Here is a 13,463-nt window from a genome sequence, read left to right on the forward strand (position 1 = left end):
CGCTCGCCATGTCCGTGCGTCATCCCTTGCCCTATACCTTCTGCCGCGACCAGGCGGTGCTGGCCGAAGACGACGGCCAGGGCGTCGAACTCTGGATGTGCGAGGCCACGCGGCCCGCGGCGTTGGCCGAGGTGCAGCGCCAGCATGTGCTGTGCGCGGTGCACCGCACCACCGCTGAAGACCTGCAGGCGCGCATCGGCGCGGCCTACGCTGCCCGTGACGGCAGCGCCGCCTCGGTCATCAGCGAAGTGGAGGGCGACGTCGATCTGGGCCGGCTGATGCAGGACATCCCCGCGGTGGAAGACCTGCTCGAAGCCGCCGACGACGCGCCCATCATCCGCATGCTCAATGTGCTGTTCACCCAGGCCGCGCGCGAAGGGGCTTCCGACATTCACATCGAGCCCTATGAAACCGCTTCGGTGGTGCGCTTTCGCGTGGACGGCACGCTGCGCGAAGTGGTGCGGCCCAACAAGGCGCTGCACGGCGCGCTGATTTCGCGCATCAAGATTCTTTCGCAGCTCGACATCGCCGAAAAGCGTCTGCCGCAGGACGGCCGCATCGCCCTGCGCATCGGCGGCCGCACCCTCGATGTGCGCGTGTCCACCCTGCCTTGCGCGCATGGCGAACGCGCCGTGCTGCGCTTGCTCGACAAATCGGCGGCGCGGCTGAATCTGCGCGCCGTGGGTATGGCGCTCGACATGCTCGACCACTTCGATGCCCTCATTCGCGCGCCGCACGGCATCCTGCTGGTCACCGGCCCGACCGGCAGCGGCAAGACCACCACGCTTTACTCGGCGCTGAGCCGACTCGATGCCAGCACCACCAGCATCATGACGGTGGAAGACCCGATCGAGTACGACCTGCCCGGCATCGGCCAGACGCAGGTCAACGCCCGCATCGACCTCACCTTTGCCCGAGCTCTGCGCGCCATCCTGCGGCAAGACCCCGACGTGGTGATGATCGGCGAAATCCGCGATTTCGAAACCGCGCAGATCGCCATTCAGGCCTCGCTCACCGGCCACCTGGTGCTCGCCACTCTGCACACCAACGACTCCGTCTCGGCCGTTACCCGCCTGACCGATATGGGCGTCGAGCCCTTTCTGCTTGCCTCTTCGCTGCTGGGCGTGTTGGCGCAGCGGCTGGTGCGCCAGCTCTGCCCGGCCTGCAAAGTGCCGTCGCCCGACGGCCAGGGTTTCGTGCCCGTGGGTTGCCCCGCGTGCAATCACACCGGCTACACCGGACGCACCGGCGTGTTCGAGCTGTTCGAAGTGGACGACGGTCTGCGCGCCGCCATTCACGCCCGTGCCTCCGAGGCCGAGTTGCGGCGCCTGGCCCAGGCCACGGGGATGCGCAATATGCGCCAGGATGGGCAACGCTATATCGACACCAGCATCACCAGTCTTGCCGAGTTGCTGCGCGTGACGCGTGATTGAATTTCTGCTCCACCATGCCCGCCTACCGTTTCACCGCCCTTGACACCGCAGGCGCCGAACAGTCCGGCGTGCTCGAATCCGACAGCGCCCGCGGCGCCCGTACCCTGTTGCGCAGCCGCGGGCTCATTCCGTTGCAGGTCGAAGGCATTCACGAAGAAGCGGCGCAGGCCAGCGGCCGCCGGTTTGCGCGCCGGGTGTTCAACAACCAGGAACGCACCCTGTTCACCCGCCAGATCGCGGGCCTGTTGGTGTCTGGCCTGCCGGTGGAGAAAGCCCTTGCCGCCCTGGCCGAAGACGCCGACCGCGCCGAAATCGGCAATCTGCTTTCCAACCTCAAAAGCGAAGTCTCCGCCGGACACAGCCTGGGCGACGCGCTGGCTCAGTATCCGCGCGAATTCAAGCCCATCTACCGCGCGCTGGTGAGCGCCGGCGAAGACAGTGGCGACCTGGGTCTGGTGATGGAGCGGCTGTCCGACTACCTCGAAGACCAGCAGGCGCTGCGCGGCAAGCTGGTGCAGGCCTTCGCCTATCCGGCCATCGTGGTGCTGGTGGCCGTCACCGTGGTGGTGCTGCTGCTCACCTACGTCGTGCCGCAGGTGGTCGGCGTGTTTCAGGGCGCGCACCAGAAGTTGCCGCTTCTCACCGTCGGCCTCATCGCCGTGTCCGATTTCATGCGGGCCTGGGGCTGGCTGATTTTGATCGTGCTCGCGGTTGGGGGCGTCGTGTTCGCGCAGGCCATGAAGCTGCCGGGACCGCGTCTGGCATTCGACGCCATGATGCTGCGCAGCCCGCTGTTCGGACGGCTGATCCGCGGCATCAACACCGCGCGTTTCGCCAGCACCTTGGGCATTTTGGGTGCGGCGGGCGTACCCATATTGCGCGCACTGCAGGCCGCTGCAGACACGCTGAGCAACAGCCTGCTCAAGGCCGACGCCGAAGAGGCCATTGCCCTGGTGCGCGAGGGCGCAACGCTTGCACAGTCGCTGGCGCTGCACAAGCGCTTTCCGCCCGTGCTCATCACCTTTATCCGATTGGGCGAGCAAACCGGCACGCTGCCGCAGATGCTCGACCGCGCCGCCGTGCAGCATGCGCAGGAAGTGCAGCGCCGCGCCATGACCCTGACCACCATTCTGGAGCCGCTGCTCATTCTGGTCATGGGCGGCATGGTGCTGCTCATCGTGCTGGCCGTGATGATGCCCATCATCCAGATGAACAACCTGGTGAAATAAGTCATGCCTGCCGATTTGAACGACCGCCTGGTCGTGGCGATTTCCTCCCGCGCCCTGTTCGATTTCGAGGAGGAGAACCGCGTGTTCGAGCAGGCCGACGACGCCGCCTACATGCGGCTGCAGCTCGACCGGCTGGAGCGCCCGGCGCATCCCGGCGTGGCGTTCCAACTGGTACGCAAGCTGCTGGCCTTCAACACCAGCGACGCCCAGCGCGACCGGGTGGAAGTGGTGCTGCTGTCGCGTAACGACCCGGTGTCCGGGTTGCGGGTGTTCAATTCCGCCAAACACCACGGCACGCCCATCGAGCGCGGCGTATTCACGCGGGGCCGCGCGCCCTATCAATATCTACACGCTTTGCAGGCCCATCTGTTTCTGTCGGCCGAGCCAGACGATGTTCGCGCTGCGCTGCACGCCGGGTATCCGGCGGCGCAGGTTTACCCCGAGTCGGCGCGTGCGTCCGAGGCGCATCCCGATGAAGTGCGCATCGCCTTCGACGGTGACGCGGTGCTGTTCTCCGACGAAGCCGAGCGCGTCTTCCAGACCGAAGGTCTGCCCGCTTTCCAGCAGCACGAAGCCCGCAAGGCCGCGCTGCCGCTGCCGCCAGGCCCATTCAAGCCCCTGCTCGAAGCCCTGCACCGCCTGCAAAAGGCCAGCGCCGATGGCTCCACCCCCATGCGTCTGCGCACCGCGCTGGTCACCGCGCGCAGCGCTCCGGCGCACGAGCGCGCCGTCCGCACCCTGATGCACTGGAACATCACCATCGATGAAGCCATGTTTCTTGGCGGGCTGGATAAGGGGCCGTTCCTGCGCGAATTTCAGCCCGATTTTTTCTTCGACGACCAAGCGGGACATGTGCAATCCGCCGCGCGTCATGTGCCCTCGGGGCAGGTGCACGCCGAAGTCACGCGCAAGTCCTGAAGACCGCTCGGCCCGTGCGGCCGCCGCCTGAAAAAAAGTCGCGGCGCCTCTACCATGCCAAGCTCTGTCACTCGCTGACGACACCCCGAAGGAGACTCGCATGGCCACCACCCATCTGCAGGGCAACCCCGTTCCCACCAGCGGCGAATTGCCCGCCAAAGGCAGCAAAGCCCCCGACTTCCGCCTGACCGACAAAGACCTGGCCGACCGCACCTTGGCCGACTTCGCGGGCAAGCGCAAGGTGCTCAACATCTTCCCGTCCATCGACACCCCGACCTGCGCGCAATCTGTGCGCACCTTCAACGCTCGCGCCAGCGACAAGCCCGACACCGTGGTGCTGTGTATCTCGGCCGATCTGCCGTTTGCCCAGGCCCGCTTCTGCGGCGCCGAAGGGCTGGACAAGGTGGTCAACCTCTCGGAAATGCGTGACCGCAGTTTCGCCCAGGCCTACGGCGTGGGCATCGCTGGCGGCCCGCTTGCCGGGCTGTGCGCCCGCGCCGTGGTTGTGCTCGACAAGGACAACACCGTACTGCACACCGAGCTGGTGAACGAAATCGCCCACGAGCCCAACTACGACGCGGCGTTGGCGGCGCTGTAAGGCAGCCGACTCCGCGTGGCGTGTGTTTGCCGCGCGGAGTTTCTAGAATGGTTCTTTTATTCTGCGGAGACAACACATCATGGTCATGCCCACATCCATGTCGGATCGCGACGGAAAAATCTGGATGGACGGCCAGTTGGTGGAGTGGCGTGATGCCAAAGTCCACGTTCTGACCCACACCCTGCACTACGGCTGCGGCGCCTTCGAGGGCGTGCGGGCTTACAAGACCGACAAGGGCACGGCCATCTTCCGCCTGCGCGATCACACCGAGCGCCTGTTCAACAGCGCCAAGATTCTGCGCATGGAGATTCCTTTCACCATCGAGCAGGCTATGCAAGCCCAGATCGACGTGGTCAAGGCCAACGGTTTCGACTCCTGCTACGTCCGTCCGCTGACCTGGATCGGCGACAAGAAGCTGGGCGTTTCGCCGCGCGGCAACACCATTCATCTGATGATCGCAGCGTGGCCGTGGGGCGCCTATCTCGGCGAAGAGGGGCTCAAGCGCGGCATTCGCGTCAAGACCAGTAGTTACACCCGCCACCATGTGAACATCACCATGTGCAACGCCAAGGCGGTGAGCAATTACACCAACTCCATTCTGGCGAATCTGGAGGTCACGGGCGACGGCTACGACGAAGCGCTGCTGCTCGACCCGCAGGGCTTTGTGAGCGAGGGCGCGGGCGAGAATATTTTCGTCGTGCGCGAAGGCGTGCTCTACACCCCCGATCTTTCTTCGGGCGCGCTCAACGGCATCACGCGCAAAACCGTGTTCGCCATCTGCGAAGACCTTGGCCTGACCATCAAGGAAAAGCGCATCACCCGCGACGAGGTTTACATCGCCGACGAAGCCTTCTTTACCGGCACGGCGGCCGAGGTCACCCCCATCCGCGAGCTCGACGGCATCACCCTCGGCCCCGGGTATCGCGGCCCGATCACCGAGCGCATCCAGAATGCTTTCTTCGACATTGTCGGCGGCCGCAATCCCAAGTACGCAGGCTGGCTGTCTGCGGTTTGACGACGCAATCCCTCACTGATCGAGACCCGCCTATGAGCGCCATTCCCAAGCCCGACATGCCCGTGGTCGAACTCAAGGCCAAGGATCTGCCGGCCTACTGTCCCAATCCCAGTATGCCGATCTGGAGCGGCCATCCGCGCGTATTCATCGACGTGACGCACGGCGAAGCGGCCTGCCCTTACTGCGGCACCCGCTACCGTCTGGCCGAAGGCGAAGTGGTGCACGGCCATTGAGTGCACGTCCGGCATGACCCGTGTTCTGCTGATCGCCCCGCAGTGGATCGGCGACGCGGTGATGGCCCAGCCCTTGGTGGCTTTGCTGACCGCCCGAGGCGAAGAGATTAGCGCGCTAGGGCTGCCCGGCGTGGCTCCGGTATTGCGGGCCATGCCGGGGGTGAGCGAGGTCATCGAGGCGCCGTTCGCGCATGGTCAGCTCGATTTCGCGCTACGCAGGCGCATCGCAAAGCCATTGCGTGGTGCGGGTTTCCAGCGGGCCTACATCCTCGGCAACAACCTCAAGTCGCGCCTGGTGCCGTGGCTGGCACGCATACCGCAGCGCATTGGCTATACCGGCGAAGCGCGCGGGCTGCTGCTGACCGATCGGGTTGAGGCTGACGAGCCGGCTCGGTTGAGGCCAGTCTCCGAGCCAATGGCGCTGTCGCCCGTGTCCTGCCGCGTTCCCCGGCCGCAGAGTCAGGGCCGACCGGACATGCGCCAACATTACGCCGCGCTGGCGCAGGTTGACGGCGCGTCCAGCCCGGTTTCGATTCCAGAGCCGACCCTGCACATTTCTCCCGACGAGGCCGAGGCGGCGCGCCGCCGGTTCGGTCTGCCGCCGCGCTGGATTGCCCTCTGCCCCGGCGCGGAATACGGCCCGGCCAAGCAATGGCCGGTCGCGCACTATGCCGTCCTGGCCATCCAGGCGCAACAAGCCGGTTATGCCGTTGCCGTGCTTGGCGCCCCGCGGGATGCTGCGGCCGGAGCCGAGATTGCCACGCAGGCGCCGGGCAGCGTGAATCTTTGCGGCGCTACGCGGCTGGCAGACGCCATTGCCTTGCTTGCCAGTTGCAGCGGTGCGGTGAGTAACGATTCCGGTTTGATGCATGTGGCCGCCGCACTGCAGCGCCCGACCGTGGGGGTGTACGGCTCGACCGATCCGCGCCACACGCCTCCTGCGGCGCATCACAGTGCAACGCTCTGGCTGCACCTCGATTGCAGTCCGTGTTTTCAACGGACCTGTCCGCTGGGGCATCTGGACTGCCTCAATCACATCACGCCCGATGCGGTCTGGCGTGAGCTGGCGCGACTGATGTCTGCTGCCGCACCCCATTGAGCGCTCAGGCGCTCAATGCCAGAGCATCACAACCGCAATCGCAATCCAGCCCAGCGTAAAGTTGAGCACCACCAAGGGGTGAATCTGCTCCAGCGCGCGGCCCAGCGCGGGCCAGTCCTGCCTAGAGGCGGCCTGGCGCGCGCGGCGGTACGGTGCAAAGTAAATGTGCGCAAAGACCGCCATCATCACCAGACCGATGCCCAGCATCGCATGCCAGCCCGCGGGCGCCTGGGCGAAACCGACCTGCAGCATGATGATCAGTCCCGAAATCAAAATCACCGCGATGCTGAGCCAGACGAGAGGGAAGAAGCGCTGCAGTGTCGCCAGAATGAACTGCGGGCGCACAGGCGGTTGAAGCAGGGCGAAAACGGCGGGCCGCATGGCAAACAGAATGAACGCCATACCACCCATCCAGATCACTGCGGCGACAAGATGTAAAAAGACCAGCAGAGCCGTCATGAAAGTTCCCGAAATTGGATGAAATGCGCGCTTGCACAAATTGAGGTCAGTGGCGACGCGGCTGTCAAGCGAAATGACAGAACGTTGACTCGACACAATGTTAGATGCAGCCGCACGAAAAAAGCTGGTGCTGTATCGACTTTCCCCTATACTTTCGCCGTTTGACCTTCACGCCAATTGTTACCCGTCGCAACAACCGCCGCCGCAATCCGCAGCGGGCTGCGCAGATTGGTGGAAGCGTTTTAACCCAAGTTCAACTCGTGGACTGCCGATACGGCCGTCCACAAAGCTGACCAGAGTGTTTTTGCCTTGAACCCAACTGTGCCATCCATCGACCCTTGGAAAGACGAGCAAGACGTGCCGTCGGCTGCGCCCATGACGCGCGCCGAAGTGCAGAGCTTGCTTCTGCGCAAGCCGCAGGTGTCCGTTTGGCGCGTGGTGGCGCTGCAGGCCGCGGTCGGCCTGGCCGTGGCCTTGGTGAGCGGGTTTTTTGCGGCGGGCAAGCTCTCGGTCGTGTGGTCTGCCCTGTATGGCGCGGCCATCATCGCCGTGCCCTCTGCGCTGTTTGCCCTATCCATTCAGCTCTGGCTGTCCAAATTGAAGCCCGGCGTGGCGGTTTACGGTTTTGCGCTGGGTGAGTTGTTGAAAATCGGTTTGACCATCGTGCTTCTGTTTTTTGCGCCGCGCATCGTGCAGCCCCTCAGTTGGGCCGCGATGCTGATCGCCGTCGTCGTGACCTTGCAGGTGTACTGGGTCGCCCTGATTCTGCGCGGCAAGAAATCGAGTTGCGCAGCCTGATCCATTCCAGTCGTGCCGCGCAGGCGGCCCTCCTCAAAATAGTCGACCATGTCCGCAGAACAACACACCATCACCGCAGGCGAGTACATCGTTCACCACCTGACGCAATGGACCAGTGGTCCGCGTACCGGGGTGGTTGACTTTGGCATCGTCGACATCGATTCCCTTTTCTTCTCCGTGCTGCTGGGCGTGATTGCGTGCTACGTGCTGTGGCGCGTCGCAAAAAACATGACCAGCGGCAAGCCGGGCAGGCTTCAGGCTGCGGTCGAATTTCTGGTTGAGTTCGTGGACGAGCAGGCGCGCGGCATTGTGCGCAATGCCAAGTCGCGCGAATTCGTGGCTCCGCTGGCGTTCATCTCGTTCGTCTGGATCGTGATGATGAACCTCATGGATCTGCTGCCCGTCGACCTGTTGCCCCGCCTCTGGCAAACCGCGGGCGCAGCGACCGGCCACGACCCGGAGCATATGTATTTGCGTGTGGTGCCTACGGCCGACCTGTCGATCGCCCTGGGCATGTCGATCACCATTTTGTTGCTGAGTCTGTACTACGGCATCAAGATCAAGGGCATCGGCGGTTGGGTGCATGAATTGTTCACCGCTCCGTTTGGCAACCACTTTCTGCTCTGGCCGCTGAACTTCGCCATGCAGTTGCTCGAATATTTGGCGAAAACCCTCTCGCATGGCATGCGGTTGTTCGGCAACCTTTACGACGAGGAAATTCTGTTCATGATCATCGCGCTCATGGGGGCTGCCGGCCTGAGCAGCTTGACGGGTTGGGCACTGTTCTTCGGCAACATCGCAGCCGGTCTGGCCTGGTCGATCTTCAGTCTGCTGGTCATCGTGCTGCAGGGTTTCATTTTCATGATGCTGACCCTGGTTTACATCGGTCAGGCGCATGATCACCATTGATCGGTTTTGATTAGTTTCGTTTTTTTCTGATTTCTTTTTTCTTCACCACTTCAACTCACTAGGAGCAAGCATGGAACACGTTCTCGGATATGTCGCACTGGCCGCAGGTCTGATCATTGGTCTGGGCGCCAACGGCGCTTGTATCGGCATCGGCATCATGGGCAGCAACGGTCTGATCGACGCGGCCTTCCTGATCGGTGTCGGTCTGGCCATGATGTTCACCTTCGCCAACCCGTTCGTTCTGAAGTAAGCCACGCTTGACTCCAGCAACGATCTGTTCACCCATCTGAAGCAAAGGTTAGCGCCATGCATCTGGACGCAACACTCATTGCGCAGATCATCGTTTTCTTGCTGCTGGCGTGGTTCACGAAGAAATTCGTGTGGCCCCCCATCACCAAGGCCCTCGATGAACGCGCAACAAAAATCGCCGACGGTCTGGCTGCCGCCGATCGCGCCAAGTCTGAACTCGCCTCGGCCAATCGCAAGGTCGAGGAAGAACTTGCCCGCTCGCATCAAGAGAGCGCGGGACGCTTGGCTGACGCCGAGCGTCGTGCGCAGGCCGTGATCGAAGAGGCGCGCAAGAAGGCCGAGGAGGTCGCAGCCAACATCGTGGCGCAGGCCAAGTCAGAGGCTGATCAGCAAGCGGTCAAGGCGCGCGAGCAATTGCGTGACCAGGTGGCAGCGCTGGCAGTCAAGGGTGCCGAGGCCATTCTGCATCGCGAGATCAATCCGCAGGTGCATGCCGATCTGCTGAACCGGCTCAAGGCCGAGCTGTAATCGGAGTGCGCCATGGCTGAACTCGCCACTATTGCCCGTCCTTACGCCGAAGCCGCTTTTGCCGCTGTGCGCGAATCCGGTACTCCGCCCGCGCAAGCGGCAGACGCCTTGGACCAGATCGCTCAGATTGCTGCCGATCCCGCTTTGCGCGAGGTGATGGGTAGTCCGAAAGTTTCCGCACGGCAACTTGCTGATCTGGTTCTGGGTGCTCTGCCGGGAACCGTTGCTCCGGTGCTGAAAAATCTGGTCGAGATGCTCGCCGAAAACCGGCGTTTCGCCGCAGTCGGGCAGATCGCCGAGCAGTTCCGTGTGCTCAAGGACGAGGCCGAAGGCAAGGTCGAGGCCGTGGTGTCCAGTGCGTTCCCGCTGGAAGGCGAGGCGCTCGACAGCTTGCTGCAGGCGCTCGAACGCAAATACGGCCGCAAGCTGCACGCCACTGTGGAAATCGATCCGTCGCTCATCGGGGGGGTGCGTGTCGCTGTAGGCGACGAAGTGCTCGACACCTCGGTTCGCGCCCGGCTGGAGCAGATGAAAGTCGCTCTCACCGCTTAAAGTCTTAGAGGCTCCAATGCAACTCAATCCCGCAGAAATTTCCGAACTCATCAAGAGCCGCATCGAAGGTCTGGGCGCCAGCGCCAATATCCGCAACGAGGGCACGGTCGTGTCCCTCACCGACGGTATTGCGCGGGTGCACGGGCTGTCCGACGTGATGCAGGGCGAAATGCTCGAATTCCCGAACAACACCTTTGGCCTGGCGCTCAACCTCGAGCGTGATTCGGTCGGGGTGGTGATTCTGGGCCCTTACGAGCAAATCTCAGAAGGTGACACCGTCAAGTGCACCGGCGAGATTCTTTCCGTGCCCGTCGGCCCCGAGCTCATCGGCCGCGTGGTCAACACCCTGGGTGTGCCCATCGACGGCAAGGGGCCGGTGGAAACCAAGCAACTCGATCCGATCGAAAAGATCGCCCCTGGTGTGATCTGGCGCCAATCCGTGTCGCAGCCGGTGCAGACGGGTATCAAGGCGATCGACGCCATGGTGCCCGTCGGTCGCGGCCAGCGCGAGCTGATCATCGGCGACCGCCAGACCGGCAAGACGGCCGTGGCCGTCGACTCGATCATCAGCCAGAAGGGCAAAGACCTGATCTGTATCTACGTGGCGATCGGCCAGAAGGCGTCGACCATCGCCAACGTGGTGCGCAAGCTGCAAGAGTTCGGCGCGATGGAATACACCATCGTCGTCGCGGCCTCCGCCTCGGACTCAGCCGCCATGCAGTACCTGGCGCCTTACGCCGGCTGCACCATGGGCGAATACTTCCGCGACCGCGGTCAGGATGCGCTGGTGATCTATGACGATCTGACCAAGCAGGCCTGGGCCTATCGCCAGATCTCGCTGCTGCTGCGCCGTCCGCCGGGCCGTGAAGCCTACCCTGGCGACGTGTTCTACCTGCACAGCCGCCTGCTGGAACGCGCCGCCCGCGTCAGCGAAGCGTATGTCGAGAAGTTCACCAACGGCGCGGTCAAGGGCAAGACGGGTTCGCTCACCGCCTTGCCCATCATCGAAACCCAGGCTGGCGACGTGTCCGCTTTCGTGCCGACCAATGTGATTTCGATTACCGACGGCCAGATCTTCCTCGAAACCGATCTGTTCAACGCCGGTGTGCGTCCCGCCATCAACGCGGGTGTGTCGGTATCGCGGGTGGGTGGTGCGGCGCAGACCAAGATCATCAAGAAGCTCTCGGGCGGTATTCGTACCGATTTGGCCCAGTACCGTGAACTGGCTGCGTTCGCGCAGTTTGCTTCCGACCTGGACGAAGCGACCCGCAAGCAGCTCGAGCGCGGCCGCCGAGTGGTCGAATTGCTGAAGCAGCCTCAGTATCAGCCGGCGCAGGTCTGGCAGATGGCGGCATCGCTCTACGCGGTGAACAACGGCTATCTTGACGACATCGAAGTCAAGCAGGTTCTGCCGTTTGAAAAGGGCCTGCACGATCATCTGCAGACCAAGCACGCCGCCTTGGTGCAAAGCATCGAATCTTCCAAGGACCTGTCCAAGGATGATGAAGCCAAGCTCAAGGAAGCGATCGCCGAATTCAAGAAAAACGGTGCGTACTAATTCATTCCACGAAAACGGACGGAGCTGGGCAAGGATGTTTTCGCCCAGACTGACCCAGGAGTAATTCAATGGCTGGAATGAAAGAAGTACGCGTCAAGATCAAGAGCGTGCAAAACACGCGCAAGATCACCAAGGCGATGGAAATGGTGGCGGCCTCCAAGATGCGCAAGGCGCAGGAGCGCATGCGCGCTGCGCGTCCGTATGGAGACACGGTGCGTGTCATCGCGGGTCACCTGCGACAGGCGAATCCGGAATACACCCATCCTTTCCTGATCAAACGTGAGCCGATCAAGCGCGTGGGTTTGATTTTGGTGACCACTGACAAGGGGCTGTGCGGAGGGCTGAACACCAATATCACCCGCATGGCTCTGGGCAAAATCAAGGAATGGCAGGCCGATGGCGTGCAGATCGAATGCTGCGCTATTGGCAACAAGGGCCTGCAATTCCTGCAGCGTTTAGGCATGAATCTCACGTCGCACGCGGTACAGCTTGGCGACAAGCCGCACCTTGAAAAGTTGATCGGCCCCGTAAAAATCATGCTCGACGCCTACCAAGACGGCAAACTCGACGCGGTGTATCTGGGCTTCAGCCGCTTCGTCAACACCATGAAGCAGGCGCCGGAAATCGAGCCGCTCGTACCGCTCCCCGCGCACGCGCTGACGGCCAAGGCTGGAGATGAAAAGTCCCATAGCTGGGATTACATCTACGAGCCCGACGCCAAGCCGGTGATCGATGCGCTGTTGGTGCGCTATATCGAGGCACTGATTTATCAGGCGGTGGCAGAGAACATGGCGTGCGAGCAGTCCGCCCGCATGGTGGCGATGAAGTCCGCCTCGGACAACGCCAAGAGCGTGATCGGTGAGTTGCAGCTCGTCTACAACAAGAGCCGACAGGCAGCCATTACCAAAGAACTTTCGGAAATCGTGAGCGGAGCCGCCGCGGTGTGAACCCCGGCTAACCGAATTGAAACCATTGGAGAGCAATATGACGACGGCTCAAGCGCAAGGCAAAATCGTTCAGTGCATCGGCGCTGTGATCGATATCGAATTTCCCCGCAATGCCATTCCCAAGGTGTACGACGCCTTGGTGCTGGCGGACAACAACGCCAGCAGTCTGGCAGAAAGCGGCCTCACTTTCGAGGTACAGCAGCAGATCGGCGACGGCGTGGTGCGCACCATTGCCATGGGCTCCAGCGATGGCCTGCGTCGGGGCATGCTGGTCAACAACACCGGCCATTCCATTCAGGTCCCGGTGGGGCCGGCGGTGCTGGGTCGCATCATGGACGTGCTGGGCCGCCCCATCGACGAAGCCGGCCCCATCGCCACCGACGAGCGCCGCTCGATTCACCAGTCCGCGCCGAAGTTCGATGATCTTTCGCCCTCGGTCGATCTGCTCGAAACCGGCATCAAGGTGATCGACTTGGTCTGCCCGTTCGCCAAGGGCGGCAAGGTCGGCCTGTTCGGCGGCGCCGGCGTGGGCAAGACCGTGAACATGATGGAGCTCATCAACAACATCGCCAAGCAGCACAGCGGCCTGTCGGTATTCGCCGGTGTGGGTGAGCGCACCCGCGAAGGCAATGACTTCTATCACGAAATGAAGGACTCCAACGTCCTCGACAAGGTGGGCATGGTGTTCGGTCAGATGAACGAACCCCCGGGCAACCGCCTGCGTGTGGCGCTGACCGGCCTGACCATGGCCGAGCGCTTCCGCGATGAGGGCCGTGACATTCTGTTCTTTGTGGACAACATCTACCGCTACACCCTGGCCGGTACCGAAGTGTCCGCGCTGCTGGGTCGTATGCCGTCTGCCGTGGGCTACCAGCCGACCCTGGCGGAAGAAATGGGCGTGCTGCAGGAACGCATCACCTCGACCAAGACCGGTTCGA

16 protein-coding genes are annotated in these 13,463 nt (G+C 62.7%); 15 read left to right on the forward strand and 1 reads right to left on the reverse strand.

The window, feature by feature from the left end; translation table 11 throughout:
* The first annotated feature begins 8 nt into the window (after window positions 1-8).
* From gspE to waaF, 7 genes are all read left to right on the forward strand, one after another.
* Window positions 9-1,433, forward strand: coding sequence for a type II secretion system ATPase GspE (gene gspE / locus ABT24_RS02610; RefSeq protein ID WP_276729484.1), 1,425 nt, complete (start codon window positions 9-11; stop codon window positions 1,431-1,433).
* A 14-nt stretch (window positions 1,434-1,447) separates the two neighbouring features.
* Window positions 1,448-2,662, forward strand: a complete 1,215-nt coding sequence (gene gspF / locus ABT24_RS02615; RefSeq protein WP_286737311.1) for a type II secretion system inner membrane protein GspF — start codon at window positions 1,448-1,450, stop codon at window positions 2,660-2,662.
* A gap of 3 nt (window positions 2,663-2,665) precedes the next feature.
* Complete coding sequence (locus tag ABT24_RS02620) at window positions 2,666-3,580, forward strand: 5'-nucleotidase (RefSeq protein ID WP_276729482.1); 915 nt, start codon at window positions 2,666-2,668, stop codon at window positions 3,578-3,580.
* Between the two features lie 100 nt (window positions 3,581-3,680).
* Window positions 3,681-4,178 carry a thiol peroxidase gene (gene tpx, locus ABT24_RS02625; RefSeq protein ID WP_276729481.1) on the forward strand — a complete coding sequence of 166 codons (498 nt, stop codon included), beginning with the start codon at window positions 3,681-3,683 and terminating at the stop codon, window positions 4,176-4,178.
* Between the two features lie 79 nt (window positions 4,179-4,257).
* The gene (locus ABT24_RS02630; RefSeq protein WP_276729480.1) at window positions 4,258-5,193 is read left to right on the forward strand and encodes a branched-chain amino acid transaminase; all 936 of its coding nucleotides are present in this window, start codon (window positions 4,258-4,260) and stop codon (window positions 5,191-5,193) included.
* Between the two features lie 32 nt (window positions 5,194-5,225).
* A complete protein-coding gene (locus tag ABT24_RS02635; protein ID WP_276729478.1) occupies window positions 5,226-5,426 on the forward strand; it encodes a zinc-finger domain-containing protein in 201 nt (66 codons plus the stop codon).
* 13 nt (window positions 5,427-5,439) lie between these two features.
* Window positions 5,440-6,525 carry a lipopolysaccharide heptosyltransferase II gene (gene waaF, locus ABT24_RS02640; RefSeq protein WP_276729476.1) on the forward strand — a complete coding sequence of 362 codons (1,086 nt, stop codon included), beginning with the start codon at window positions 5,440-5,442 and terminating at the stop codon, window positions 6,523-6,525.
* Window positions 6,526-6,537: 12 nt separating this feature from the next.
* Here the strand turns inward: waaF and ABT24_RS02645 are convergent, their stop codons facing one another.
* Window positions 6,538-6,984: a CopD family protein gene (locus ABT24_RS02645; protein ID WP_276729474.1), complete on the reverse strand. Its 447-nt coding sequence runs from the start codon at window positions 6,982-6,984 to the stop codon at window positions 6,538-6,540.
* Between the two features lie 321 nt (window positions 6,985-7,305).
* Here ABT24_RS02645 and ABT24_RS02650 point away from each other — a divergent pair, with 321 nt between their 5' ends.
* The 8 genes from ABT24_RS02650 to atpD form a co-directional block, all read left to right on the forward strand.
* Entirely contained in the window at window positions 7,306-7,782 is a 477-nt protein-coding gene (locus ABT24_RS02650) for an ATP synthase subunit I (RefSeq protein WP_286737312.1), read from the forward strand.
* A gap of 48 nt (window positions 7,783-7,830) precedes the next feature.
* The gene (atpB, locus tag ABT24_RS02655) at window positions 7,831-8,691 is read left to right on the forward strand and encodes a F0F1 ATP synthase subunit A (protein WP_286737313.1); all 861 of its coding nucleotides are present in this window, start codon (window positions 7,831-7,833) and stop codon (window positions 8,689-8,691) included.
* A gap of 70 nt (window positions 8,692-8,761) precedes the next feature.
* On the forward strand, window positions 8,762-8,941 hold the full coding sequence (locus tag ABT24_RS02660; RefSeq protein WP_286737314.1) for an ATP synthase subunit c family protein: 180 nt from the start codon (window positions 8,762-8,764) through the stop codon (window positions 8,939-8,941).
* Between the two features lie 56 nt (window positions 8,942-8,997).
* Window positions 8,998-9,468, forward strand: a complete 471-nt coding sequence (locus ABT24_RS02665; RefSeq protein WP_013107155.1) for a F0F1 ATP synthase subunit B — start codon at window positions 8,998-9,000, stop codon at window positions 9,466-9,468.
* Window positions 9,469-9,480: 12 nt separating this feature from the next.
* Window positions 9,481-10,020 carry a F0F1 ATP synthase subunit delta gene (locus ABT24_RS02670; protein ID WP_013124224.1) on the forward strand — a complete coding sequence of 180 codons (540 nt, stop codon included), beginning with the start codon at window positions 9,481-9,483 and terminating at the stop codon, window positions 10,018-10,020.
* 16 nt (window positions 10,021-10,036) lie between these two features.
* Window positions 10,037-11,578, forward strand: a complete 1,542-nt coding sequence (atpA, locus tag ABT24_RS02675; RefSeq protein WP_013107153.1) for a F0F1 ATP synthase subunit alpha — start codon at window positions 10,037-10,039, stop codon at window positions 11,576-11,578.
* Between the two features lie 68 nt (window positions 11,579-11,646).
* Complete coding sequence (gene atpG, locus ABT24_RS02680; RefSeq protein ID WP_013107152.1) at window positions 11,647-12,525, forward strand: F0F1 ATP synthase subunit gamma; 879 nt, start codon at window positions 11,647-11,649, stop codon at window positions 12,523-12,525.
* A gap of 37 nt (window positions 12,526-12,562) precedes the next feature.
* Window positions 12,563-13,463, forward strand: a 901-nt coding sequence (gene atpD, locus ABT24_RS02685; protein WP_286737315.1) for a F0F1 ATP synthase subunit beta, incomplete at its 3' end; no start/stop codon positions are given.

Source organism: Thiomonas sp. SCN 64-16, from assembly GCF_001725585.1.
Taxonomy (GTDB): domain Bacteria; phylum Pseudomonadota; class Gammaproteobacteria; order Burkholderiales; family Burkholderiaceae_C; genus Thiomonas; species Thiomonas arsenitoxydans.